Here is a 21,745-nt window from a genome sequence, read left to right on the forward strand (position 1 = left end):
ACACTGGATGATAACGCTCGCGACGAATACACGGGGTCTCGATGGAAAATGACGTAATGCCTATGCTCCTCGGAGCCATCGCGGTTTTGCTGCCGCTTTCCGCTACCGCAGCCGAGTGTGATTTCGACAAACCGGCCGGCAGCTGCACGGGCAGCATCAGGATTCTGAGTTCCGGCGGTTCTAAGCCCAGCTACTCGGCTGAAATCCAGGTGTCGAGTTCGGCTCCTAGCTGCTCCAAGGTCGAGTACTATCTCGACAACACGCCGAACACCACCATACTGAGGTCGGGCAATTCGGAACAGGAATCCTTGTTCGGAACGAAACCGATCTCGCGGGACAATATCCAGGTGGCGGGATGCACCGCCTACGCTTCAGTGGGAGAAGCTCCGCAGCAGCAGCCCACGGGCGCGCAGCAGGCTGGCGAGGACCCGATGGAGTGCCTGAAGCGGTTCAAGGTCTACCTGGCGTATCAGAAGAAACACCACCTCGATTACATGGGCCTGATGCAATACTGCCCGCTATAGCGGAACCGTCACCTTGGTCGGCGTTGGCTATCGTGCACGACGGCCCGCTGACCACCTGCTCTGAATTCGCCGATCTGCCGCGCGATCTCGAAGTCATTGCCCAGCTTGGCCACTTCCACGTTTTCGCTACGTTCGGGAAGAAGGCGCGAAATTACGTCGGACAGAGCTTGATTGTCCATCTCGCTCCTCCCCTCCATCGTTTCACGCAACGTCATCCAATCCTGCGCGGTCGGGGCATCCATTTCCCCCACTTGCGTTCGGAGATGCCAGACCAGTTCTCGGCCGATGGCCCGCAGACGCGCGCGATCATCGTCGAAATCGAATTGGTCCGGAGCGTAGACGACAATCTGCTGTACTCCCCCTGGGGTCGGCGATTGTTCTACTCCCTTGCTACAAAGGAATGCCTTCGCCTCTTCGTGATCCGTCAGGTTGAAGAACAGGTCTGTGTCGTAAAGCTTGGAGCGCACATGGTTGCCATAGGCATGCTTGGACATGTCGTTGTCAAACTCGATGTCGACGGAAATCATTCCCTCGCCACGATGCGTTCGAGTAGCCCGGAGCTTGGGTTCGTTGCAACGTGTCCAAGCGACGCCGTCGATGAAAATCATGGAGTTCACAAGGGCCTTTGCGGCCATCTCGCGGAAGGTCTCGTCCGAAGTCACGACGCGGTCCAGCGGCTTGCCGAAATTTCCGATCTTCGGTTGTTCGCCGATGTAAAGCTTCTCGAGAATCCTGGTGTCGTCCTGTCCCGGGGTCATTTTCATCAGTTTCAGGAGCGACTGGATGCAAAGGCCGGAGCAGAATAGCCTGTCTTTTGCGACCATGTCCGCTTTGAGTGGTCCCGGCATCTGGATGTAGTGCGCGCCATCGAATACCCGGCAGGAAATGCGCGAGTGGCGGGAGCCGCCCCAGAACGCCCGCGCGTTTTGGAGGCCATCGTCGACAACCCATTCGGCCACCAACGGAGCGACTGTTGACGAAATCTCAGGCACGTCACGCTCGACGACCCCAGCGGCGTGGACTGTCCTTCCCAGTTTGCCGCGGCGACCGTGTATCGCGTAGGCGTATGGCAGCGTGATGTGCATGGATGGCGTTCCTTGCCGTTGGCCTTGGGTAGGATATGGATAGGCGCGCTGTTTTGCGCGCCTATGGTCACCGCGGCCGCGGTGCATTTTGATGATTTGCAGGCTTGTGGTCGTCTGCCCGGTCCATAAATGCCTTCCATGCCGACAATTCGCAAGCCAGTCGAAGATCGAAGCGGACCTTGTGACGCTCGGTGCCGTAGAACGGCTTGTTGTCCCTGGTGTCAATACGAGGCCCTTCGATCGCGCAACGTTCCAGATAGCCGTCCAATGAGGAAACCAGGTGTTCAGCGGTATCTGCTCCTGGATTCGCCTTTGTTAGCTCGACAGCGTCCTTCAGGTCTGCCCAGCTCCGAGCAAAGGCTGCTGTCCTGTCTTGGAGATCACCAATTATGTGACCGAAGTGGGCCTTTAGGTAGTGTTCAGCGCGGCCGACTAAATATGGAATCTCTGACTGTATGGGGCTAGGACCGAATGAGGTCACGGTCGGATAGACGACGTCTTCTGGATTCCACGCCGCCTCAAGATATTGGCGTCCCTGGGCATTGGTGAGCTCTTGCCTCTCGTTGATCGCGTGAAACCGTTGAACGGCATCTACCAATGACGACATCTCGGAAATCGGAACGATTATGTCATCCTGAAGGGCGCGGTCTGTGCCTGGCTCTTCGAACGAGAGCGACACCTCCGGCGGCCGCTTTGACAGGGCGAGAAGCAAATGAGGCGCAAGGCATCGCTCCCATACCTGCCCGTCGATGACAATGAGCGTCTCGGCGACGTCGTGATTTCTCTGAAGTACCGCATTCCTAAAGCTCGATACCACATCGAACCCTCTGGTTCCGCTGTTCGCGGCTTCGAGAACGGTGGCAAGGCTGTCGGGGTTGATGGCGTTGTTGCCTCTGCCGAGAACGTCGCCCCATCCGTAACCGAAAAATGTCTTCACGATCGGGTTCTCTTGTCCAAGCGAACCCACATCGACGCGGCGCGCGAAGATATCGTATTCCCTGCCATGCGGGGCGTCGATCTTCGGTCGATAGCAATGACCGTCGAACTCTCGGATTTCCGAGGAAATCGTTCCGCGGCCTTTGGTCACCTCAAACACGGCAAGCACGGGAGCGTCGTCCGATGCCACCTCGTTGACCTCGACGGTCGTCCATTCGCCCAAGATGACCTTTTCACGGCGTCGCCCGTTCCTGACCTCTGCCTCGTAAGCGAAGGGAACCCCGATCTGCATGTCTCGCACTCCTGAATTGCTTCAGGGAGTATTCGCACAGGCTTTGCAGGGTTCAACCGACGACACGCCCCATGGCAGATAATGCTCTTTATAGGTCAGCGTTGGCTCTTCGAAACTCGTTGGCCAAGAAAGTCAGGCTCGAGGAGCGTTCGTCGCTGTTGGCACTGCCTCGGACTTTACCTCGAGAAGGTGCGAGATGAATTCCCGTTCCTCCTGACTGAGACGATGCTGAGATTGATAATAGGGCTCGCCCACGACACCTATGTCGTAGATTACATGGAATGTTCGGCCGATAGCTCGTTCGGAAACATTGGTTCTTTCTGGCGGCGTTTGAAGCAGGCTGCGCATTTCGCCGTACACTGGTGTCATCCAGTAGCCGATATGGGTGTCGTAGCTGTCGCAAAACCATATACAGCCGTCTCCTTTGAAATATTTTCCGATGGTGTGGTCGTCAGGTCGATCTTCAGGCAACAGTATCGTCATCTCGTTTCCTCAATTGGCCGCCAGTGTCCCGACTCTAGGACCGAGGCCAGAAAGCGACAAAACAGGCAGAGATTTTGGGATCATGATGTAACCGTCTTCTCCGTCCAGTGCGGTCACTCAGGGACGCAGGCCAGAGTGACCGGGGACGACCATGGTGACCTTTCGGTCCTCCAGTATCTCCATCGCCTTCCGGTAGCCGCGCAGCGCGCTCTCGTTCCCGGCCCATTTTGGATCGGTAAGATCGATCGAGTGCAGGATTTCGTACTGCTCGTCGGCATCCTGCGAGACGATGACATCCTCGAGGCGCGGATCGAATGACATCGAAAACATCCTAAGCTGCTCTTGGGCCTTTTTGGCTTCGGTCGCGGCCTTATAGCTGACCTCCCAATCGTACCTGATGGAGTCGTCAACCAGGATTACGGGCTTCTGCGTCGACAACGCACTGATATCGAACGTGCATCCTTGCGAGTTCGCGAACGCGATTGCCCCATCCCACTGATCCACTCCGAAACAGGCGAATATGTAATGTGACGGTGACCACAAGGCATCCGCCGTCGCTTCAACCCGGATGTCTCGCACCTGTAGCCTTTCCTTTTCGGTGACGAGCGAGACGCGAAAGAACGGTTCGATGCATCGGCGATGAAGGACCCCCTCCACCGAAATCAGACCTTCTATCGCCTTGTCGAGATAGCCCATGGCAATGGTTCTCCCATCGAGCCTGATGGTCTCGAACCGACCGCGCGGGTCCTCTTTGACATCGACGATCCTGGCTCGCTCCTTGCGATCTACCTGGCTCATCAGCCCGATTGCACCTCGAGCCACGGAATTTTTCGACGGATCGGCGAGCATGGATTGGAGATGGGATACCTCGATGTTATGCCCGAGCGATTTCTTTCCGTAGAAGTGGCCGTCGCTCAGCCGCTGCCAGTGTCGGTTTTCGAACCACCGTGTGAGCTGCTTTCCGTCAGGACCGGTGACCACGGGATTGATTTCCCGGTCCGCGAGCCTCACCTCTGAAGGCATCCACTCTACTGCGACAGGCGCATCGGCGGCAGAAACCTCCACGATCTCCACAGAGACAAGTTCCTTGTAGAGATACCTAAGCGGGCGGCGGTTCGTTCTCGTCGTCCCATAGATTTCGTACTGGATCGGGCAAAGAATGCGCATTTCGAGGTCCCGTCGTCCGCCGAAGTCTTCCGACCGACATTGTGATCACCGAACGTTAGCGGCCGCACCCGCGTTGGGCAACGGTTCATGCCAAGCCGGCCCTTGGCCGAGAATGCGTGTTATCGGCCATAGTCCTTGTTACTGTGAGTATCGCATCAGACATCTTCGCGACTCGCCTAGCCTGCGCTACGAAAGGCGCTGCTTTTAGGAGGCACTCGTGACGACGGAAGTTCGCTTTTACCCGGCTTACCCCGCCGCTGGCGTAAAATGGTACGGTGACGGCATCCGGGGCCGAAACAGGGCGCGTGGACATGACGGCGGCCGTGACAGGATGGAGGTCGACGGCCACGCCTGCACGAGGGCGACCTGGGACGGCCAAGGACCCGTGGTGTTTCCACCAAACCAAAGTGTGAAGCTTCTCGCACCGATCCATGGGATGGAATTCGCATGTTTTGAAGCGCTGGGCAAGGTTTTGCGGGGCATCGGATATCTCGTGACAGACCTGAGGCACGTGGTGGCACGTGTCAACGATCCCTATGTCGCGATGGCGCTACTGGCTGATCGAACGGTGGAGAGGCTCAAAGATGAGATCATTATAATAAGGCGGTTCCCGGACGGAACGCACGGTGATGGCATATGGCAACTGGACCCTTCCGTCTTTGACTTCATTCGGCGGGCCAAGCTAATCCACCTGGTGAAAAACCGACGGTTGGGCAACTCCTCCAGACAAAGCTTCGGCTGGGGGCCACGGTCGTTCGACACTCTCTCCGGATGCCATATTGATTGGCTCGCTCGCTATATGGAGGAGTTGCGCCACCCCAACATCCGTTCCCACAAGTTCAACCCTTGGCCACCAATCCAAACAAATCCACCGGTGCTTACTCAAATCATGCCCGCCGCTCTCCCTCTTGTTATGGAGCCGCTTCAACGACCGCCAGTCGAAGTGCACAGCAAAGTCGTCAGTTTTTCCGCCCCGACGGCAAAACGAAAGCGCGCGCCAGTTGAGGCTGTCTCGTATAGGATCGGCGATCCATTTGGATCATCGTTTGTCGTGGCGCTTGACGATGACGGCAATCCCATCACGATGGTCGAGGTAACGCAGGAATACGTGCGGGCTGCTCCAAAACAGATGCCCACAAATGTGCTTCGACTTCCACAAGGATGCGCCGATCACGAGCTGCGCAAGATCATGATGATCGAGCGGATCAAACATCGTCGGCGTGCGCAGGAAAACATGAACTCGCGCCGTCATTCCTGACCCTTGGTCACTGCACTTTAACCTCGCGCATAGCTAAGAAAGTTCCTCGTCGCTCCAGAAGTCCACACTTCCGCGACACCCTCCTGAAATTTCTCTGACAGTCTTGGAAGCGATGTCTTCAAACGTTGGGAGCTGTGCCTGTTCGCCCCTCGTATCGATCATTTGCACCCTTCAAACATTGTAGGGACTGGCGATACCGCAGAAATCACGGCACCCTAATTGAGACACCTCATGGAGCCGACAATGTCTGACAGCGAAGTCCATAAATTGATCGTAGAAGCAGTTGCCGCCGCAATCGCCGAAAAGGAAGGTGGCGTCCCCCTGACCATGGCTGCTGCCTACGATATCGCCCAGACGATTTCGCTTGGCTATCACCGTGGAACCAAGGTCTGGGACGACGAAAAGGCGCTCTCGCGTGCCGCGCATTCAACGACGTTCGAATCCTACACCGAAGCCCGAAAACTGACCGCCAGGCAATTCATCGGGTCGACACTCGCATCGATCCTTGAAGACATCGGCGAGGCAGCAAAGCGCTTTCCGGTCTCGGCCGACTCCGACGGCCCGCCCGATTTGGTCGACCTCGCCCAGTTTCCGGACAAGATCGACTTTTGGAACCTCCTCGCCTACGCGACCGCCATCCGGCACGTCGCGTACCGCGACCTTGAGAAGGCTGGTGCGGATATGGACAGTGACAAGGAACTCATCGGTATCGAGAGTGCCGTTCAGCTGCTTCACATGCTGACGCAGCAGGACATCCACCTGTCCGACCTGACCGACAAGCCCTTCGACGGCGACGTACGACAGTAATTGCGTTATGGCCCTCGGCGAGGGCTCGAGACGACAACGGGCGCAGAACCAAAGTCTGTTCGATGGACTTTTCCGCCAATGCCGACCATGCTCGTCAGGCCCCCAGACTCGTATTGGTGGATGTTGAGAGTGATCGACTTGACGGCAGGCTGCACGTCGACCGCGCCGACGTGAACCAGCCAAGCGGCGAATGCAGCACTTCGGAGATATATTTTCTCTGCGCCTGGGCCGTGGTTCTCGAATTGGGAAGTACAGAGAGTGTCCTCAAGGAGCTTCTCAGCACCTTCGTCGCCGTTTTCGTGAAGCCACTCGCCGAAGCTTTCCATTGCGGTCTCAAGTTCGATCGAAACCTTTGCGATGAACGGACCGTAGAGAAGAACATCACTATACTCTCCAATGGTGATCATGAATGTATCGCCTTGGGTGGCCAGCAGTGTCATTGGTATGCTCCTTGTAAAGCTATCTCGCCTTGACCATGCTCGCCGCCAGAGCAACGGACAAACGCTACCATCTCGCTGCGGAGCGCTCGTTGTGAAGCGCGAAGCATGCACGCGCGTCGCTGGCTCGATCAAACAAACCAATCATTTTGAAGACCTTGTGAGACCGATGATGGCAGTGAGGTGTGCCGAGCACTAGTGGCCCGGCGCACTCGCTTTAGAGAGAGACACCTGAAGCTGTGGCCTGGGGCTTCGCGGGATAGGCCTTCGAGAACTCTTGCTCGAACGTGATGTAGTGAAGAAACGCCTTCTCGGCATCGTGGGTGGTCTCGGCGATCTTGTCGGCCGGCACCTCTGGAAACTGCTGCTGGAGGAAACCGATCCAGGCAGCGGCTACCGATTTCGCGATTTCTGGCAGTGCTTCGTCCGTGACTTCGGCGGCCGGTTCGATGTCGGGTTCGCCTGCGGCTTCCAGACGCCTCACGACGTCCATGCTGCTAAGATGATCCAGGATCACATTGATTGGCGTCGCACCGCCCTGGTTCGCGAAGGTTTCGCGGTAACCGAAGCCGTTGTATTCGTAGTGGTCCGCGACGCCGCCGTCCTCTTCGCCAATGGCCGTCTGCGCTATCCAATAAGCGGCGTGGAAAAGGACGGTTCTATTCGGGGTGATGATGGCTCGGTGCGGGTACATAGCTGGTTCCTTTGTTGACCGTACAACGAAGGTCTCACCGTCGCTCGCGACCCACAAACCGGAAACAAACTAGGGCGATAATCCGTCCAATAAATATCGGCAAAAAGAACGGCACAGTTCCTCTGTCGCCACCTCCTAGTGCGCTTATTTCATTTGCCATTTCTTGTTTGCAAAATCGGCCAAAAAAGCGGCAAAAACAAATACAAACGGCCGCTACCCGAGGCAGCGGCCGCACACCCGGAATGATCAGGCCGCGCGCAACACGATGTCGGCCATTTCGAAGTCCATGATCATCCTTTTCGCCTCTTGGCGAACGAGATTTGCTTCATCAGCCGCGCACCCGGCCAGATCGAACAGCTTGTCGACCGCCGCGAAGTGGTCCGCGAACGTCCACGTCTGGTAATCGATCCGTTCGCCTGACAGAACGTTCCAGATCGCCGGCATTTCCGCCTTCTTGGTGTAACGCATGAACGGCCGGTTGAACCATGAAGACGTCGGATCGAAGGCATCGGTTTTGCCCTCGTAGCCCTTGATGCCGCCCATTTCATTCATGTGGAATGCGGTGGAGACGGAATGGCAGAGCATCCATGCGTAGGCCGTGGCGATGCTTGCCTCATGGCTCTTCAGGTATGCGATCCACTGACGGTTCAGCTCGGCGATCGGCACCGTATGCTCGATATGGACGTTTTTTTCGGTACCTCTCGAACCGCAGCGGGCATCCTGATCGATGTTCATGAAACGCTCGGTGCGATAGATCGCGCCTGAACAAAGGCCGCGCTTCGCAAGCGTGTCGCCTGCTTTCCATCCAAACAGATTGTGTCCGTGACGAAAGGACATATCGAAGGTCGTTTTGTTGGTGTCGACGAGCGCTCTGATGGGTGCCTTCGGCGCGCTGAACCAATTGTCCGAGAAAGTTTCCTTCCAGGTGTCGATCAGCTGGCCGCGTTCCGCATCGATATTAAACATGCACGTCCTCCGGTTGTCGGTGGGCCACGAGTAATCCGGAGTCTTTAATTGAATGTTACGGGCCGTGGTAAAAATAGGATAAACAGGACCTCGTGGATTCATCGATCCCAGCCCGCTTGTGTTCAGTTTTCTGAACGTTTCGAGCGTTCACGCCCAGAGTATTGAACATGGCCTAAGGGCGCATCGACATCACGGGCGTTTTCATCATGAGTTCTTCGACGTGCTTCATCCCATGGTAGTCCGTCACGAGGACGTCATCGTCAGGATAGCGTTGGACGTGCTTCCGCTCGATATCGCACCAATGGTTCCCGATAACCCGAATGGTCTCGTCTGGAAGCTCCTGTGACAGGACGAAATCTACGATCTCCCGTAGAGCTTTGCCTTTGAGGCTTCCCGTCCCGTCGATCACCATGCCGTTGATGACGAGCGTGTTCCCCGGCCGCCACTGACTGTTATAGGCCAGCCAGTTTCTGGCCCCGGCCTCGTCTCGCACGGAATATTTCGCGGAACCATTCGGATAAATGCGGATGCAGGTGAACGTCATAGCTGTCTCCTGAAGGCCATACCGCATCCTTTCCTTGAATGCGCGCATTCCACCAGTGCTAGCGCGACCCACCGACATTGCTTCGCGCTATCTTCTCGATCTCCTCGATTGCCTCGCGCATCTGCCTGCATCTTGTCAGCAACTCGTCCGGCCACATTCGGTCGCTCATCGTGCCGGAAAGGGCTGAGATAATCTTCGCATGCGGTTCGACTTTGTCGGCCATCTCGGAACCTTCCATTTTGTTCGCTTCCAAAATCAGTTGACACCAAATTTATCCGCACGTCTACTTTTGCTAAGGATAGCTACAATCGCAAGGACGTCACCTTCAATGACAGCACTCGCTAAGTTCACGAACGCCATCGAGACGGGCCGAGCCGCTGCGCGCAATGCCGGCAGGGCGCTCAGCGAGATCGACGGAATCTTTGATTCCTTCAAGAAGGCTATGCGCGAGGTTTCCGAGGGCCATGTGTTCGTCTCCGGTCTTTCAGTCACGTGCACGTTTATGGAAAGGAAGTCGCAGTCGTTGGATGTCTCAATCACCTGCGACAGCCGCATTGTCGCCAAGCACATGATCGGTCGCGTTGTTGTTTCTAGCTCTGGCTATCCGGTCATGGTCACCGACAACGATGGAACCGCCCGCGTCGCCAATAATGCGGAAGAGCTGGAAGAGAGCCTTGCACTTCTTTGTCACTCGCATGACTTCGGTCGTTGGTACGAGAAAATTCATACCGAAGCCATGAAGCACGCCGAAAGCAAAAAGGCTCTCGCCTAACGTCCTACCGCCGGCCCCGTCGGAGTTCCCGCCGACGTCGCATATTGTTCGACCGGTCCTTCGATCCATGGCATTTCCTCCATGCTTTCGAAAGCATTCAACGCTTCTATGCCCTGCTTTCCGCCGAAGTCATGGAACCGCCAGAAGTGGCCCCGTGCCTCGAGGACCATCTCGACGCCCTGTTTCCACTCGTCGTTTCTGATATGTGTCGGGTGATATTGGTATCCGGAAAATTCAGCCCCGTTTGGCAACCGGGCGTATTCCTCCACCTCGAGCATCTCGCGCTCGACGAAGTAGGTCGGGAGATTGCCGTCACTCGGACGCCTCTTTTCTCCCCAACCATCTTCGTATTCTTCCCTCATGCTGACGCTGATCGGATACTCGCCCTCATGGTTGAGCCTCGTGACCACCCCGATTGATCCCGCAACAGGATAGCTCTTCCTGTCGTCGCTCAGGCCAAGGCTGTTTTCATGATCTGGAACCCCTACGAAACGGACGACCGTCCCGAGAGGAAGAAAGGCCTCCTCCGGATTGCCTGCCAAAGCCGCCAGCTTTCTTTGCAGCGCCGCCTGATGGTGATCTATCTTCGCTATCTCGTCCTCTAGGTCCGCGATCTCCTCGGAGATCAGCGCGCGATATTCCTCGTCGTCCGCTCTCATCGTGGCGTCGGCCGCGATCTTCTTGTAGCGTCCCAGCGATACCTGCGCGCGTTCGGCGGTTTTCCTGATCTTCGAGCTGAGCCTGGTTATGGACATCGTGAGATCGCGGGCGGCATCGGAAATCGGATCAGTTGTCCCTTGGTTCGATGCCGCTGCCGTCGTGTCGGCTCTCGCCATCAAAGTACGCACGGCCTCGGCGTTTGCGTTCGCCCAAGCCTGTTCTTCTGCGGTGAGTGGTTCGTTCGCCATCTTTGCACTGATTTCCATGCTGTTTTGACGAGGCTATCACAGGCCGATGAATGCAAGAACGAACGACAGTGGTTGATAGTGAGAATTGTTGGCCGCCTTAGATCGCCAACCGCACGCGGTGAACATGCTTTCACACAAATATCGAGCCATTTCGCTCGGCGAGAGACTACGCCCAAAAATTGCGATTAGACTGTGTAATACCCTGCCAAATTCAAGGATAGCAAAATGGAAACGACAGTCACCGCGTCTGAGCGAGGCCCGAAAGTTGTGGCACCTCAACCGAATCAAAGACGAGAAAGTCTTCGTCTCGCGAACCGGGTTCAATCGATCGTTTCCAAATGCGCTGAGGACAAACCGATCTTCTTGTGCGGGATAGAAGTGTCGGCGGGAGATGTCGCAGAGTCACAGTTCCTGCTGCCAATGATAGTCTTTGCAATAGCTGATTCCTCTAGCTTGTCAGCCGTTCCTGAAGCAGGACAACCCACTTTCTCCTTCCGCATGAAGGCACGCGAGACCGCGGTTCTGGGGGTCGAAGTATCGCACATCGAAACATCGTCTCTTCGCGCTATTTCCTCGGCGATTTCTGACATCATGCAAAGTTCGGAAATCGATGGCGCGTACGTCCTCGACGGAGTCCTTGCAAGGTTCGCCGACTTCTTGCAAGCCAACGGCTTGGCCGTCTTGTTTACCGACGAGGAGGTCGTCAAGGTCACTTTCCTGAACTCGGACGCCGAAGATGACATTGGTTCGGTTGCGGTCCACAATACTCTGCGACTGGTGCGTAACCTCGCAGGTCGAGATATCGGTTTCGAGCCAACGTACGAGCAAGCTCTTGGTTGGCTAGTTAGAAAGGCAGGCGTCGACGACGCCATCAGTGCGCTTGGAGACAGTCCCGCCAAAGAAGATTGTGCGATGTCCAGCCAAACGATCGGCTGATCCGATCAGCCGTTTGGCCCCTACACCGCCTTCTGCGGCAAGCTTGTCGCGATGCCACCCAGATGTGCGCATGAAATCCCGAACGTTGTTGCTTTCATCACTCCGAACTGAGTGGAGATAGTCACAGCGCATGGCATTCTAAAAGATCAACGGACCGCCTTCGAGACCCGTTGATCGATGACCTCGGCACCGACGCCGCGCCAGCCATGACCCAGTGGCCGAAACGCACCTTATCGGCCATAATATGCAGAACTTTGGAATCCGATCGATTTCTACTGGAAATCATCTCCCTGCTCTGTCCTAAGGAACCTATGAAGCGATTGCCAATCCTCTCTCGATATGGGTCCAATATCGATCAACGCTGTGATGCGCCTCTCTCCTATCGCGATACGATCCCGTGGTGTCTCAGGCGAAGTGAAGACATTCATAGCGGCAAAAATAGCTGCCTTGGCGGTCGAAGAAATCCTTATACCCGCTTCCGCTCGCTTTACCGTCCTGAGTGAGATTTCAGCTGCGTCTGCGAGGTGCTGTTGCGTCATGTTCCGCTCAGCTCGAAGGGCCGTAAGGTTTTGAATTGAGACGCTCATCGTCCGTGTCCTCTATCCGGTATTTCAACGATGCTACCGCGTCAGCTTGGAATGGAAATACCAGATTGATCGACTGTCACCAAACTGGCCCCTATGAACCGCGAGAGCAGAGCCTCGATAGCCGTGACCGATAACGTCCCTTATCGGCCACGGAAGCGCTCAAAATGAAGTCTTGACCTACTTTTACGTAGTTGCTAGTAGGATTTGACCATGAGCGGGGCGAATTGCCATGGAAAAGACGTTGGGTCAACGCATTCGCGAAGTCCGAAAATCCCGTGGCAACACACAGCAGGAAGCGGCTGACTACGTCGGAGTCGCTCGACCGTCATTGGTCGGTTGGGAAAAGGACACGACCAAGCCAACCCTCGAGAACCTGACGAAGCTCTGCGCGTTTCTCAACATCGACGCTGCGGCCCTGCTTAGCGGTGCGGTCGTGAATTCTTCCCCGCAATCGACCGACGACGCATCTGCCGTCGATCGGGTTCTTGGCCTGGTCCGCATCGTCGCCGCGCAAGACATCGGCTTCGAACCCACCCCCGACCAGGCACTTCGCTGGCTCGTCAAAAAGGCGGGGATCGGCGACGCCATCAGCGCGCTCGAAACCTGACTCTACTCACCAGACGTCCTCGTTCCACGAACGCGATCAACGAAGCGCCTGATCGGCCCCTTCACCGTCTTCTGGGGGAAGCTTGTCGGAACGCCCCCGCGGATATGGGAATGGAACGCCAGCCGCTGCAGACGCGCGAATTCTGCAATGCCGATCTCCCTCCGCCAGTCGAGGGCTGTGTCGCTGTCCATGGCGACGTAAGCGAGCCACTTCTCCTCGTCGCCCTCTTGAAGGGTCTGCCCGACTTCGTCGCACGCCTCGGTGAGGAGCTTGTAAAGCTTCGGGTTCGGTTCCATCGTCGCGCTCCTCCATGCTCCCCAACTGGCGGATAGATAACGCGAAGCGCGCGTCGTTTCAACTTCCGTTGTTCAAGCGTGACCGACCGGATGGCGATGGGCGGTGAGAGACAGGGTCTTCAGGGCTTCCCTGTTGGTCCATAGAACGTCGCCTTCGTCGGACCAGCTGACGCGCGGCGTCCATGTTTTCCTCGCCGGACCGTCGACCGCCGCCGCGCCGAGCAGATACTCGCTGAGCATGTCGGCGGGAACCAGCCAACCGTGTTCGCAACCGTCATGGGCCAGGAACAACATGCCGCCGTCCAGATGCTCCCTGCCTATGTTGAACATCGCCGCGCCCTTCTTTCCAGAGGACAGGCAGAACCTGACCCGCTCCCCGGTCGATGTCTCGAAGGTGTTACGGGCATTTTCCACGGGACGCAGCGGCCCGCCGATCGAGCGCTCCACCAGAGCGACGTGGTTCCTGAACGTCGGCGAGTTGAGGCTGGCACGGCGGCTCTTGGCTTTGCGGCCCCTCGCCTTGCGTGCTGAGGCCTGTGGTCTCGCTACACGGATTTCTCCGGCGATGGCCCTCGCCTTGCTCCAGAACCCGAAGAACTCCGCGGCATCGTCGATCGAGGCTTTCATCAGGTCGATCCTGCGAACGAGCTTTTCTAAAGGGCGACCCTTGGAGAACGTGGAATAGATCGCCCAGACCAGGCCGTCGGTCAGTACCGCGAATGGAGCGCCCGCTGCGAATGCATAGCATCCCGCCTGGGTCACGACTTTCTCTTCGCGGAGATTGACGCCGAGGTTCTTGCACTCGATGGTCACCCTGACCTCGTTGTCAACGAGGCAGGCGAAGTCGGCCTGACCGTTCGGCAGCGCCAGTTCGCGCCAGAGGCTGTCCGGATCGTCGCGCGTCCCCCACCCCATCAGGTTCAGGATGGGCTGCACCATGACCATGGCTACCTGCGGCTCATTGAGGTGGCGTGTCCTGCGGCCTTTTGAGCGGGCGGCGTTCTTCGCCCTCGCCTTTATATGGCGTGATGCATACGCGCGGATCGCATCGATTTCCGCAGCGAGTGCCACGGGGTCGAGGTTGGACTGAGAGGTGGTCTTTGTTCTTTCCATGACACCATGGTGCCCGCCGCGCGTGGCCGGCTCAACCGACGCCCCCAGGGCGACATTGCAATGTGCAATGGCGGAAAAATCGTGCCGACCTCATTTTGTCTGTTGACTCGACATTGCAAAATGCAATATCACTAGATCAGACGAGATCACAGCTTTGGGTTATCCTGTAGATAAAACCCCATAGCGACCTTTCGCACTCGTCGCCTCAGTTCCGCTGGTGATGTCGAAATCCCTGATTTCGGTTATCTCACGCAGTAGGTCGCGGGTTCGATCCCCGTCTTGGCCGCAAGCCAAGTAGCTCAGATGGTAGAGCAACCGCCAAAAACCCCGATTTCGCCCTTCGTATTCGGCATCACCAGCGGAACTGGACTCCCTTTTCTCGTTTTTCCGCAAATTTCAGCGTACTCCGCCGGAATAAAAATCAGAAAAATACGGGCCATGGGGTTGCACTACATTGCAAAATGCAAGATAGTCGATTTGTAAGTTGGTGAAACGAAATCCCAGTGTTGGGTTATCCTTTTAAGATATCCCCCATCACGATCCATCCGCGTTCGTTTCGTCAATTTATGAAGTACGCGAAATCCTCGGTTTCGGTTATCGCTTTGGGAGCCGGTATACGCAGGTTCGAATCCTGCTCTCCATCTTCGGATGGGGATAGCCAAGTGGTAAGGCACCGTAAAAACCCGATTCCACCATCGCGTTCGCGTACTTCATAAACTGACGGACGGCGCAAGACTTCTAAAGGAAGACTGCAATGTCATACGCATCTCTCATCGATTCAACCAAGGTTTCCCAGATGGAGCGCCTGAACGACCGTCAGGTCGTCAACAACGCTGGCGGCTACGTGTTCGAACTGGACATCTGGGCGCGCCTCGACCGGTTCCTGGTCCTCGGCTCCGACGCGCCGACGTACTACCAGTCTGCCCGCAAGCTGACGCGTGAAAACGCGAAGTCTATCGATGCGTGCTGGAAGGCCGACTTCCGTCGTACCGCTGATCGTATCGTCGAAATCTCGAAGGCCGGCCGTGCGCCGAAGAACTCGCCGGCGATCTTCGCGCTCGCGCTCGGTACGCTGAGCGAAGACGTGGGTGCGCGCCGCGCCGCTCTCGATGCCGTCTCGGCCGTGTGCCGCAATGCGTCGCACCTGTTCGAGTTCGCCTCCCTGCTCGACGCCCTTGGGCGTGGATGGGGCCGTGCGGTCGCGCGTTCGATGAAGTCCTGGTACGAGAACCGCTCTCCGGAGAAGCTTGCGTACCAGATGACCAAGTACCGTGTTCGCAACGAGTATACCCACGAGCGCATCATCCAGCGCGTTCGTCCGAAGGCGGCTGATGGCGACGCACAGCGTATCGCGCTCTACCGCTGGGCGTGCGGCGGCGATCTGGACGGCCACGTGCTTCCGGACCTCGTCCTCGGACACCTTGCGGCGATGAAGGCGGAGAAGGCTTCCGAGCTGATCCCGTTAATCGAAAAGCACGAGCTGACGTGGGAGCAGATTCCGACCTGGGCGTTGACCGACGCAAAGGTGTGGGAAGCTCTCTTGCCGAACCTCGGCATGACGGCGCTGCTGCGTAACCTCGGCACGTTGACGGACCTCGGTGTCATCAAGCCGCTCGGTGGCCAGACGTCTTGGGTCGCGGACCAGTTCGCGGACGCGGATGCGGTGCGCAAGTCGCGCCTCCATCCGTATTCCATTCTCAACGCCCTTGCTGTCTACCGTTCGGGCCGGTCCGTCAAGGGCTCGAGGACCTGGAAGGCCGTGAGCAACGTGGTCGACGCGCTCGATGACGCTTTCTATCTCGCGTTCGGCAACGTCGAACCGACTGGCAAGCGTCACCTTCTGGCACTCGACGTTTCCGGGTCGATGGGCAATAACATGATCGGCGGTGTCCTTTCCGCAAGGGAGGCGTCCGCGGCCATGTCGATGGCGACCGCTCGCGCGGAGAAGTCTCATCACTTCATCGGGTTCTCGCACTCGATCAAGGACCTGAACATCTCCTCGAAAATGAGCCTGCCGGAAGTCGTTCGTTCCATTTCGGGTATCCCGTTTGGTTCAACCGATTGCTCCGCTCCGATGCTCCACGCATTGAAGAAGGGCCTGGAAGTCGACGCCTTCGTTGTCTACACGGACAACGAGACGTACATGGGGTCGATGCATCCGTCCGAGGCTTTGAAGAAGTACCGTCGCGAGACTGGTATCCCGGCAAAGCTGATCGTCGCGGGAATGACCTCCACGGGCTTCTCGATCGCCGATCCTGAGGATGCGGGCATGTTCGACATCGTCGGCTTCGACTCCGACGCGGTCTCTCTCATGGCGGACTTCGTGCGCTCATGACACCTGTCGAACTCCAACGCGCGGCGAACGAACTCTTCCCGGACACCGGGGCGGGGACGCTTGCCGACGCGCTGGGGGTCGACTACACGACGACATGGCGGTATTTCCAACGGGAAACCGTCCCAGGTCCCGTGGCGGCCGCGATCACGGCATGGCTGCAACTGAGTAGTCAGTTCGAAATCGCCCCGCCACGAAAACCCTGCGACACCCAGGAATTCGACAGGCTGGTCGAGCTGATCAGCCCAGGCACCAAGGAAAAAAGCGGCTTGTCCGGTATCGAGGCGGCCGCTTTTCTCGTGTTCGGCGACAACTGGAAGGGAAAGTTCTGCCAGTGCGCCAAGATCGACGCCAGTACGCTGTGGCGTCAGATCGTCAACGACAACGTGAGCGGCCCCGTGGCGGCCGCCATGAGGGCTTGGCTCATGATCTGGAAGCTGACGGGCCAAGCGCCGCAAGTTCCCGCTTCATCCAAAAAGCCAGCAAAGAAGAAGATGCCGACCTACGCGCGGCTCTTGCTCGACTGACCTTCTCCAAGTTTGGCTTCGTATTCGGCAATCTCGCGCGTCAGCGTCTCGAGCATGCTCTCCATGCCGTCGGTCATTGCTTTCCAGATAACCGGTGCGACGTCCTCGGGTCGTTCGGCGGCCTTTTTGGCTGCAATGGCCTCCTGAAACCGCTTCGCCTGCGTTCTGTTCACCCAGAGCTGATGGTCGTTTCCGATCATTTTCGTTCCTTTGTCATACGGATCGGTTTCAGTCGCAGGCGACAGTCCGCAGCTGGCCGTTGGCATAGGTGTGCAGTTTTCCGCCGTCGGCCTTGATCACGATCTTCTCGTCGTCCATGCCGATCATGCTTCCCTTCGTCCCGTCGGCGGCCTGAAAGCAGAAAGCGCCCGAAGAATGGGCCTGGACAACCTCGTGGGGCGCGATGGTGACTGCAAGCGGCTGAGCCGGACCGCTCATGAAATAGTAGCCACCGGCAGCGACCGCCAGAAGGATGATCGCGATCAGGTATGGCCGCTTCCTGGTCGATTCGACCGCACCGCCGCCCACCAAACCGAGGATGCCAGCGATGAACCCGATGGCCAGAATGAAGCCAATGGCATCCGTCAAATCGCCTTCAGATTTCTTTGTGAACATGCGTCTCTCCCGCCACTTATGTCTGCAATTAAATGCTGACCTGGAATTTTGCCGGCATCCAGCATTTTTCGATCAGTGATCGAATTTAATCCTGAATTGACCTGATCGCTTGCTTAACCGGCTGCGTCCAAAGCGTTTCTCGAACATTTCACTTCCGTGGGCAGTTTGAGACCGTTACCATTTTCGGAGACTGAAGTCTTCCAAACTCTCAACCGGAGAAACCATGCTCAGCAGACGTGAATTCCTTACGACAGCCTCCCTCGCCGCTGTCGGCCTCATCGTCGCCGGAACACTGCCTGCTCCTTCGATCGCGAAGGAAACTCAACCTTCATTCCCCTCCAAGCCTTCCAGAGGCAGAGGGATGGTTCTTTCATTTCTGGGTATGACGTCGTCTGCGGCCGTAACCCAGTCCGTCCTCTCCCACATCGAGGCTCACCCCACACGCCGGTCGCTGGCGATCGGGGATCGTGCCTTCTGTGATGAACTCTTGCCGCTTGCGGCAGCGCCGGAGCGGAGGGTTTCCTTGGTGGCGTTCGGACCCGAGTTTTCCGTCAGGAACTCGCACCAAAATCTCATCTCGCACTGGCGAGACGATCCTGACGAGCTTATTTTCCAGTCTCCTGATGCCCGTTTTCTCGGGACGTCTCTTTCCGGCATTCAGCGCGACCAGCTCAACTTTGCTTGGCAGTGTGGCCACCACGCGACTTGCGGCATTGTAGCATCGAGCATCGAAGACATGCATTCCCAGGTCAGCGCGATCCTCGACCGGTTCCCATACGGCGTCTATTCCCGAGAGCTGAAAGCGATCGACGTGAGTTTCGACGGAACAGACCTGTCGTCTAGTTTCCGGGAGGCCTTCTTGTCCGATCCTTCTTCCCACATACAGTGGACGCGCTCTGTCTGATTGAAAGGAGCTGGCCGATAAACAGCATTATCGGCCAGAGCCTTGCTCAAATAACGAAATGACTATCTGACGCCCTCAATTATGGGCGCGATCGCTTCTTCCCCTGCCGATCTAGTCATCGGATTGTCCGGCGTCAGCTCCGTGTTCCGCAGCTGCGCGGGCCGCCTTCTTATTTTCGTAGTGGCCGTGCGCGAGGATGCCGAAATAGACGACCGGGAAGATCAGGATCGCGGCGAGGATACACAGCGTTTGAACGATCGTCGCAGCATAAGCGATGAGCGTCTCGTGGAGTGGCCCACGGCGTGTATCCCTGCGATCCAAGAAATGTTCTGCGACGAAGGCGACCGTGCAGACGATCATCCATCCCCCGGCGACGATTGCCCCCGCTAATAGCCAGCCGACAAAATGAGCCAGTGCTGCCACAATCAGGCAATTGAGAACCCAGAGGATGAAGGCGGCTTCCGTGAGGACCAAAGAACACTCCTTTACAGATTTGACCAAAGGAGTGTGAGGTCTGTCGATTTCGGCTTCAATCGAAATCTTGGAATTTGCTGCGCGACGCCATCAAACCTTCGGCTGGCTGGAATTTCGGCGGTCTAGGAATGCTGTGATCGCCCTTGGATCGTAGTTCTCTTCCCATACCCGGTTTGCCTGGCTCGCGAATACCGCCGAGACGATCAGCGCCTCGTGGAGAGTGGAAAGCTCATTGCCGCCACCTGCCACCCTTTCCGATCCGCGGGGGTCCTGATAGTTCATTCCAGCGAACCACACGCGGTCGTTCGGTCCAGCGTCGACCGAGGTGCCTCCCTTGGCGGTAATCATGACGCTGAGCGTCGCAGTGTCTCCGGTTGGGAGGTCGCTATCCTTTAGCACTTTTCCGAAAACCAACGTCCCTCCACCCGAGTGCCAGATTCTGAAGCCGTTCGCCTCGGCTAAATCGCGCGACTGGGAAACCGGAGATGGTTGCTTGATTTCGGCGGTGACGGCCCCGGTCGACGGGTAGCCGTAGTCGGCCAGTCCCTGCATCACCAGCGCAGCGTCGTAGTTGGTATTGGGATCGATTCCCCTCATAAACGCGAAGGCGGCGGCCGTACGCAAGACCTTCGTAATCATCCACCCGCCTTTGTCGGTAATGATAGCTTTGATGTCGACATCTTCCGCAAGCAGGTCTTCGTATCCCGAGATCAGCGCGAGTGCAGATTGGCGAATGGCTTCACTGTCGATGTGATCGTAGTTGCTGCGAGGATCATGCGGGAACACGAAGCGTGAGCCGTCCTTTGCCGGACTTTTCGACGCCGATGGCTCGATCTTGAGCTCGTGCATCAAGGCGTCAGGCCGTCGGCCAAGCGCCTTTGCGACCGCCGCGAGAACAGCGGTGGATTTGACGTCGCGCCCCGAGAGTTCGCGGAGTTCCTTGGTAAGATCGCGGATGTTCTGGTGAGTCAGTTCTACTGGCATGCGAGCCTCCGTCTACGGTCGTGGTAGCGGTTTAGCCCTCGTCGACCCGCCCGCGACCTTCTGACAAAGGTTCGTGGTGTGCAGTGAATTCTTCAAACCAGCGTTTAGCAAACCCATAGGGGCGAGGACTGCCGGAGGCTGCTGGCGGCTCCTGATCACTACATAGAGGGTACCGCATGGAAGAGCAAGGTGCCGGCCGCACGCGCTGCCTTTGTTGTGTGCGTTGCCTGGCAATAAGTTAACGGCTGACACGCAATCAAGAGGACATCATGCCCAGACACATACCCGCCCCAGAAATTCCAGGACTGGTCGCGTCGACCGTGACCGTTGGCACGTGGTGTGGCGACGAAGCGAGGAGCTGGTGCTATCACCATCCGTCTGATTGCCGACCGCTTTCGAAGCGGATCGCTGTGTTCGTCCGCGACGACGGCCTAGACTCCCATGTCAAGCTCATCGAAGGTGACGGCAGAAGCGCTTCGTTTGTCGAGCATGCACGCCGCAATCTCCCCGAAGGGGCAACGCTCGATATTGCCGTTACGGTCGCGTCCGAAATGGCTTCCCAGATGACCCCCTCGCCGCCTACTACTCCCGAGGAAAAGGACGAGCGCCTGGTCGCCGGCATCCTGACGGCCAACGGTTTCCTGCTCGACGACTTCTACGGCCAGACGGCGTGGTTGAAGGAGAGCAACATCGAAGGCTTCAAGGTCTATGTCCGAGGCACTCCCGCTCCCCAATTCGTGGAAATCCAAGGGCGCGATATCGCGGTGCCGCTGACCGACCGCATCTTGGCGGAAATGCCGGTCGAGGTCGGCATCTCCAGTGACTACGACAAGGGCAACACATCCTGTATCGCACCCTGCCTCGAAGAGGGCGTGAGGGTCATCCTGGAAGGAATGCTTCCGCACCCGGCTGAAGACGAGGTAATGGTATTCGACTACGAAAAGCTTGTCGCCTCTAAGCCTGTTATAGGCCGCACCCCCAAGCGCTAGTGCCGTCTGAGTTCATTGGTCGGTAACGCCCGTTATCGGCCGCTATTGGTGATTCCACGTCATCTCTATTAGTAATTTCACGCCATCTCTATTATCAATTCCACGCCGTCAGCGGCCGCGCTCCTGGGAGCAGGGTTTAAGCCTAGTGGACGTTGGCGCTCTAAGGTCGAAGGCCCGGGAAGGAAGCGTCGAGAACATAAGACAGGGGAACCTGAACCTCGATCATCATGCGAACTCTGGCCTCATAACCCGTACCGTGTCCGCAAAGGAGTTGCGTTTGCCCGGGCGCGAGCTACCACCCTTCCTGAACTGGTAGCCATCCAGATTGGCGAAGCCATCCACTGATATATCCCCCGCGATACTGACCGTGATGATGCCGCCGATGGCCGAGTCCCGGTAAATTCGCAACGACGGGTCATCTGGATCGTCTGTTGCCCTTTCGAGCGCGATCATAGTCATGCATCCGTCTTCTGGCTTGTTTCACATCTCCTTTTTGAGGAAATGCGCC

The 21,745-nt window shown here is 57.3% G+C and carries 28 protein-coding genes; 10 read left to right on the top strand and 18 right to left on the bottom strand.

Annotation, left to right across the window (positions count from 1 at the left end; translation table 11 throughout):
* Nucleotides 1-56 precede the first annotated feature (56 nt).
* Nucleotides 57-524, top strand: a complete 468-nt coding sequence (locus tag FHT76_RS03525; RefSeq protein ID WP_259184328.1) for a hypothetical protein — start codon at nt 57-59, stop codon at nt 522-524.
* Nucleotides 525-532: 8 nt separating this feature from the next.
* On the opposite strand, the gene FHT76_RS03530 is transcribed toward FHT76_RS03525, so the two are convergent.
* The 4 genes from FHT76_RS03530 to FHT76_RS03545 all read right to left on the bottom strand — a co-directional run bounded on the left by FHT76_RS03530 (nt 533) and on the right by FHT76_RS03545 (nt 4,487).
* Nucleotides 533-1,609 carry a hypothetical protein gene (locus tag FHT76_RS03530; RefSeq protein WP_259184329.1) on the bottom strand — a complete coding sequence of 359 codons (1,077 nt, stop codon included), beginning with the start codon at nt 1,607-1,609 and terminating at the stop codon, nt 533-535.
* 67 nt (nt 1,610-1,676) lie between these two features.
* Nucleotides 1,677-2,837, bottom strand: a complete 1,161-nt coding sequence (locus FHT76_RS03535; protein ID WP_259184330.1) for a hypothetical protein — start codon at nt 2,835-2,837, stop codon at nt 1,677-1,679.
* A 132-nt stretch (nt 2,838-2,969) separates the two neighbouring features.
* A complete protein-coding gene (locus FHT76_RS03540; RefSeq protein ID WP_259184331.1) occupies nt 2,970-3,320 on the bottom strand; it encodes a hypothetical protein in 351 nt (116 codons plus the stop codon).
* Nucleotides 3,321-3,437: 117 nt separating this feature from the next.
* On the bottom strand, nt 3,438-4,487 hold the full coding sequence (locus FHT76_RS03545; protein WP_259184332.1) for a hypothetical protein: 1,050 nt from the start codon (nt 4,485-4,487) through the stop codon (nt 3,438-3,440).
* Nucleotides 4,488-4,818: 331 nt separating this feature from the next.
* Here FHT76_RS03545 and FHT76_RS03550 point away from each other — a divergent pair, with 331 nt between their 5' ends.
* Together FHT76_RS03550 and FHT76_RS03555 are read left to right on the top strand one after the other, a co-directional pair.
* Complete coding sequence (locus FHT76_RS03550; RefSeq protein WP_259184334.1) at nt 4,819-5,745, top strand: hypothetical protein; 927 nt, start codon at nt 4,819-4,821, stop codon at nt 5,743-5,745.
* Nucleotides 5,746-5,988: 243 nt separating this feature from the next.
* A complete protein-coding gene (locus FHT76_RS03555) occupies nt 5,989-6,552 on the top strand; it encodes a hypothetical protein (protein WP_259184335.1) in 564 nt (187 codons plus the stop codon).
* Nucleotides 6,553-6,557: 5 nt separating this feature from the next.
* On the opposite strand, the gene FHT76_RS03560 is transcribed toward FHT76_RS03555, so the two are convergent.
* The 5 genes from FHT76_RS03560 to FHT76_RS03580 all read right to left on the bottom strand — a co-directional run bounded on the left by FHT76_RS03560 (nt 6,558) and on the right by FHT76_RS03580 (nt 9,416).
* Nucleotides 6,558-6,992 (bottom strand): hypothetical protein, encoded by a 435-nt coding sequence (locus FHT76_RS03560; RefSeq protein ID WP_259184336.1) that lies wholly within the window; start codon nt 6,990-6,992, stop codon nt 6,558-6,560.
* 214 nt (nt 6,993-7,206) lie between these two features.
* Nucleotides 7,207-7,683 (bottom strand): hypothetical protein, encoded by a 477-nt coding sequence (locus FHT76_RS03565; RefSeq protein WP_259184337.1) that lies wholly within the window; start codon nt 7,681-7,683, stop codon nt 7,207-7,209.
* Between the two features lie 246 nt (nt 7,684-7,929).
* Nucleotides 7,930-8,649, bottom strand: coding sequence for a hypothetical protein (locus FHT76_RS03570; RefSeq protein WP_259184338.1), 720 nt, complete (start codon nt 8,647-8,649; stop codon nt 7,930-7,932).
* A gap of 172 nt (nt 8,650-8,821) precedes the next feature.
* Nucleotides 8,822-9,193 (bottom strand): hypothetical protein, encoded by a 372-nt coding sequence (locus FHT76_RS03575; RefSeq protein WP_259184339.1) that lies wholly within the window; start codon nt 9,191-9,193, stop codon nt 8,822-8,824.
* A 58-nt stretch (nt 9,194-9,251) separates the two neighbouring features.
* A complete protein-coding gene (locus FHT76_RS03580; RefSeq protein ID WP_259184340.1) occupies nt 9,252-9,416 on the bottom strand; it encodes a hypothetical protein in 165 nt (54 codons plus the stop codon).
* Between the two features lie 105 nt (nt 9,417-9,521).
* On the opposite strand from FHT76_RS03580, the gene FHT76_RS03585 reads away from it, so the two are divergent.
* Nucleotides 9,522-9,965 carry a hypothetical protein gene (locus FHT76_RS03585; protein ID WP_259184341.1) on the top strand — a complete coding sequence of 148 codons (444 nt, stop codon included), beginning with the start codon at nt 9,522-9,524 and terminating at the stop codon, nt 9,963-9,965.
* On the opposite strand, the gene FHT76_RS03590 is transcribed toward FHT76_RS03585, so the two are convergent.
* Nucleotides 9,962-10,873, bottom strand: coding sequence for a hypothetical protein (locus FHT76_RS03590; RefSeq protein WP_259184342.1), 912 nt, complete (start codon nt 10,871-10,873; stop codon nt 9,962-9,964). The two genes, FHT76_RS03585 and FHT76_RS03590, sit on opposite strands and share 4 nt — an antisense overlap.
* Nucleotides 10,874-11,098: 225 nt before the next feature.
* Between FHT76_RS03590 and FHT76_RS03595 the strand changes: the two genes are divergently transcribed.
* Nucleotides 11,099-11,809, top strand: a complete 711-nt coding sequence (locus tag FHT76_RS03595) for a hypothetical protein (protein ID WP_259184343.1) — start codon at nt 11,099-11,101, stop codon at nt 11,807-11,809.
* Between the two features lie 272 nt (nt 11,810-12,081).
* Here the strand turns inward: FHT76_RS03595 and FHT76_RS41365 are convergent, their stop codons facing one another.
* Nucleotides 12,082-12,396: a helix-turn-helix domain-containing protein gene (locus tag FHT76_RS41365; RefSeq protein ID WP_405049491.1), complete on the bottom strand. Its 315-nt coding sequence runs from the start codon at nt 12,394-12,396 to the stop codon at nt 12,082-12,084.
* A 229-nt stretch (nt 12,397-12,625) separates the two neighbouring features.
* On the opposite strand from FHT76_RS41365, the gene FHT76_RS03600 reads away from it, so the two are divergent.
* Entirely contained in the window at nt 12,626-13,003 is a 378-nt protein-coding gene (locus tag FHT76_RS03600; RefSeq protein WP_259184344.1) for a helix-turn-helix domain-containing protein, read from the top strand.
* Between the two features lie 2 nt (nt 13,004-13,005).
* On the opposite strand, the gene FHT76_RS03605 is transcribed toward FHT76_RS03600, so the two are convergent.
* Nucleotides 13,006-13,299: a hypothetical protein gene (locus tag FHT76_RS03605; RefSeq protein WP_259184345.1), complete on the bottom strand. Its 294-nt coding sequence runs from the start codon at nt 13,297-13,299 to the stop codon at nt 13,006-13,008.
* 72 nt (nt 13,300-13,371) lie between these two features.
* Entirely contained in the window at nt 13,372-14,412 is a 1,041-nt protein-coding gene (locus FHT76_RS03610; RefSeq protein ID WP_259184346.1) for a hypothetical protein, read from the bottom strand.
* Between the two features lie 754 nt (nt 14,413-15,166).
* Between FHT76_RS03610 and FHT76_RS03615 the strand changes: the two genes are divergently transcribed.
* Nucleotides 15,167-16,747 (top strand): TROVE domain-containing protein, encoded by a 1,581-nt coding sequence (locus FHT76_RS03615; protein ID WP_259184347.1) that lies wholly within the window; start codon nt 15,167-15,169, stop codon nt 16,745-16,747.
* A complete protein-coding gene (locus FHT76_RS03620) occupies nt 16,744-17,271 on the top strand; it encodes a hypothetical protein (RefSeq protein ID WP_259184348.1) in 528 nt (175 codons plus the stop codon). The genes FHT76_RS03615 and FHT76_RS03620 overlap by 4 nt, the downstream gene beginning before the upstream one ends.
* On the opposite strand, the gene FHT76_RS03625 is transcribed toward FHT76_RS03620, so the two are convergent.
* Both FHT76_RS03625 and FHT76_RS03630 read right to left on the bottom strand, forming a co-directional pair.
* Complete coding sequence (locus FHT76_RS03625; RefSeq protein WP_259184349.1) at nt 17,247-17,471, bottom strand: hypothetical protein; 225 nt, start codon at nt 17,469-17,471, stop codon at nt 17,247-17,249. The genes FHT76_RS03620 and FHT76_RS03625 overlap by 25 nt on opposite strands.
* 28 nt (nt 17,472-17,499) lie before the next feature.
* Nucleotides 17,500-17,886: a hypothetical protein gene (locus FHT76_RS03630; RefSeq protein WP_259184350.1), complete on the bottom strand. Its 387-nt coding sequence runs from the start codon at nt 17,884-17,886 to the stop codon at nt 17,500-17,502.
* Nucleotides 17,887-18,109: 223 nt separating this feature from the next.
* Here FHT76_RS03630 and FHT76_RS03635 point away from each other — a divergent pair, with 223 nt between their 5' ends.
* Nucleotides 18,110-18,790: a twin-arginine translocation signal domain-containing protein gene (locus tag FHT76_RS03635; RefSeq protein ID WP_259184351.1), complete on the top strand. Its 681-nt coding sequence runs from the start codon at nt 18,110-18,112 to the stop codon at nt 18,788-18,790.
* A 111-nt stretch (nt 18,791-18,901) separates the two neighbouring features.
* Here FHT76_RS03635 and FHT76_RS03640 read toward each other — a convergent pair whose 3' ends face one another.
* Nucleotides 18,902-19,264: a hypothetical protein gene (locus FHT76_RS03640; protein WP_259184352.1), complete on the bottom strand. Its 363-nt coding sequence runs from the start codon at nt 19,262-19,264 to the stop codon at nt 18,902-18,904.
* Between the two features lie 90 nt (nt 19,265-19,354).
* Nucleotides 19,355-20,248 (bottom strand): hypothetical protein, encoded by an 894-nt coding sequence (locus tag FHT76_RS03645; protein ID WP_259184353.1) that lies wholly within the window; start codon nt 20,246-20,248, stop codon nt 19,355-19,357.
* A 269-nt stretch (nt 20,249-20,517) separates the two neighbouring features.
* On the opposite strand from FHT76_RS03645, the gene FHT76_RS03650 reads away from it, so the two are divergent.
* Nucleotides 20,518-21,237, top strand: a complete 720-nt coding sequence (locus FHT76_RS03650; RefSeq protein ID WP_259184354.1) for a hypothetical protein — start codon at nt 20,518-20,520, stop codon at nt 21,235-21,237.
* Between the two features lie 225 nt (nt 21,238-21,462).
* Here the strand turns inward: FHT76_RS03650 and FHT76_RS03655 are convergent, their stop codons facing one another.
* Nucleotides 21,463-21,696, bottom strand: a complete 234-nt coding sequence (locus FHT76_RS03655; RefSeq protein ID WP_259184355.1) for a hypothetical protein — start codon at nt 21,694-21,696, stop codon at nt 21,463-21,465.
* Between the last annotated feature and the right edge of the window lie 49 nt (nt 21,697-21,745).

The sequence above is a fragment of the Rhizobium sp. BK176 genome (assembly GCF_024808055.1).